Consider the following 2358-nt stretch of genomic DNA (forward strand, 5'->3'; position numbering starts at 1 on the left):
AGTGTCAGCTTCAGATGTTGCATAGTCAATGTCCGCACGTAATGTGTGCAATGGAACAGTTCCTTCACTGTAGTATTCAGAACGAGCGATATCTGCACCGCCAAGACGACCAGAAACCATTGTTTTCACACCTTGTGCTCCAGCACGCATTGTGCGTTGGATTTGTTGTTTCTGCGCACGGCGGAAAGAAACACGGTTTTCTAATTGACGAGCGATGTTGTCAGCAACTAGCTGTGCATCAAGATCTGCTCTTTTGATTTCAAGAATGTTAATGTGTACACGCTTGCCAGTAAGGCTGTTAAGGGCTTTACGAAGTGCTTCAACTTCAGAACCGCCTTTACCGATAACCATACCAGGCTTAGCTGTGTGGATCGTAATGTTAACACGATTTGCTGCGCGCTCGATTTCAACTTTAGAAACAGAAGCGTCAGAAAGTCGTTTGCTAATGTATTCACGAATTCTTAAATCTTCGTGCAGGAAGTCAGCGTAATCTTTACCAGCGTACCACTTAGATTCCCAATCACGAATGACTCCGATACGAAGACCGACTGGATTTACCTTTTGACCCACTACTTATCCCTCCTTCTTTTCTGATACAACGATTGTAATGTGGCTCGTACGTTTGTTGATTTGGCTCGCACGTCCCATAGCACGTGGGCGGAATCTTTTTAACGTAGGGCCTTCGTCAACGAATGCTTGAGAAATAACCAGGTTATTAGCGTCCATTTCATAGTTATGCTCAGCATTTGCAATAGCGGATTTTAATACTTTCTCGATAATTGGAGAAGCAGCTCTCGGTGTTAGGTTCAAGATTGACACTGCTTCACCTACTTGCTTGCCTCGAATCAGGTCCATTACTAGACGTGCTTTACGAGGAGCAATACGGACTGTTCTTGCAACAGCTTTAGCTTGCATTTAAAAGCCTCCTCTCTTAGCGTCTTGTTTTTTTGTCATCACTAGCATGACCTTTGTACGTACGAGTTGGAGCGAATTCACCCAACTTATGCCCTACCATATCTTCAGAGATGAATACAGGCACATGTTTACGTCCGTCATAGACTGCGATTGTGTGACCAATAAACTGTGGGAAAATAGTAGAACGACGAGACCAAGTTTTTACGACTTGTTTCTTGTCTGTTTCATTTAATTTCTCGATTTTTGTCATCAAGTGTCCATCGACAAATGGTCCTTTTTTCAAGCTGCGAGCCATTTTGGAACCTCCCTTCGTGATTGCACTACGGTCCGAAGTGAACCGTAGACAACCCCGTTATTTATTTTTGCGACGACGTACGATAAATTTATCAGATTTGTTCTTTTTCTTACGTGTCTTGAATCCAAGAGTTGGTTTGCCCCATGGAGACATTGGTGATTTACGTCCGATTGGCGCACGTCCTTCACCACCACCGTGTGGGTGATCGTTAGGGTTCATTACAGAACCACGAACTGTTGGACGGATGCCTTTCCAGCGAGAACGTCCAGCTTTACCAATGTTGATAAGTTCGTGCTGTTCGTTACCTACTTGACCGATAGAAGCACGGCAAGCAGAAAGAATCATGCGAACTTCTCCAGAGTTAAGACGTACAAGAACGTATTTACCTTCTTTACCAAGAACCTGAGCAGATGTACCAGCTGAACGTACAAGCTGTCCGCCTTTTCCAGGTTTTAATTCAATGTTATGCACAACTGTACCAACAGGGATGTTGATAAGTGGAAGTGCATTACCTACTTTGATGTCAGCTTCTGGACCTGACATGATTTCAGTACCCACTTGAATTCCTTTTGGAGCAAGAATGTAACGTTTTTCTCCGTCTGCATAGTTGATTAGAGCGATGTTAGCTGAACGGTTTGGATCGTATTCAACTGTAGCAACGCGTCCAGGTATACCATCTTTATCGCGTTTGAAGTCGATAACACGGTATTGGCGTTTATGTCCGCCACCTTGGTGACGTACAGTCAATTTACCTTGGTTGTTACGTCCGCCTTTTTTGTGAAGGGGAGCAAGCAAGGATTTTTCCGGCTTGTCAGTCGTGATTTCAGCAAAATCTGAAGTTGTCATGCCACGACGTCCATTAGAGGTCGGTTTATACTTTTTAATCGCCATTTTGAATTTCCCTCCTTCTTTTTACAGATAATTAAGCTTCAAAAATTTCGATTTCTTTGCTGTCTGCAGTAAGTTTTACGATCGCTTTTCTGCGACGGCTAGTCATACCAGTGTAGCGTCCGACACGTTTTGATTTACCTTTGTAGTTCATGATGTTGACTTTGTCAACTTTCACTCCAAAGATGCTTTCAACCGCGTCTTTCACTTCTGTTTTGTTAGCTCTTACATCAACTTCAAAAGTATATTTCTTTTCAGCC

5 protein-coding genes are annotated in these 2358 nt (G+C 43.3%); all 5 read right to left on the reverse strand.

Annotation, left to right across the window (positions count from 1 at the left end; translation table 11 throughout):
* Positions 1-570 (reverse strand): 30S ribosomal protein S3 (gene rpsC, locus CJU60_RS20440; RefSeq protein WP_095714786.1); only part of this gene is annotated, 570 nt, incomplete at its 3' end.
* Between the two features lie 3 nt (positions 571-573).
* Entirely contained in the window at positions 574-915 is a 342-nt protein-coding gene (gene rplV / locus CJU60_RS20445; RefSeq protein ID WP_003156475.1) for a 50S ribosomal protein L22, read from the reverse strand.
* A 16-nt stretch (positions 916-931) separates the two neighbouring features.
* Positions 932-1210 (reverse strand): 30S ribosomal protein S19, encoded by a 279-nt coding sequence (gene rpsS, locus CJU60_RS20450; protein WP_003156472.1) that lies wholly within the window; start codon positions 1208-1210, stop codon positions 932-934.
* Between the two features lie 57 nt (positions 1211-1267).
* Entirely contained in the window at positions 1268-2101 is an 834-nt protein-coding gene (rplB, locus tag CJU60_RS20455) for a 50S ribosomal protein L2 (protein WP_003225795.1), read from the reverse strand.
* Between the two features lie 31 nt (positions 2102-2132).
* On the reverse strand, positions 2133-2358 hold a 226-nt coding region (gene rplW / locus CJU60_RS20460), incomplete at its 5' end, for a 50S ribosomal protein L23 (protein ID WP_095714787.1).

Origin of the sequence: Bacillus sp. 7705b, from assembly GCF_002289525.1 — a bacterium.
Taxonomy (GTDB): Bacteria; Bacillota; Bacilli; order Bacillales; family Bacillaceae; genus Bacillus; species Bacillus halotolerans.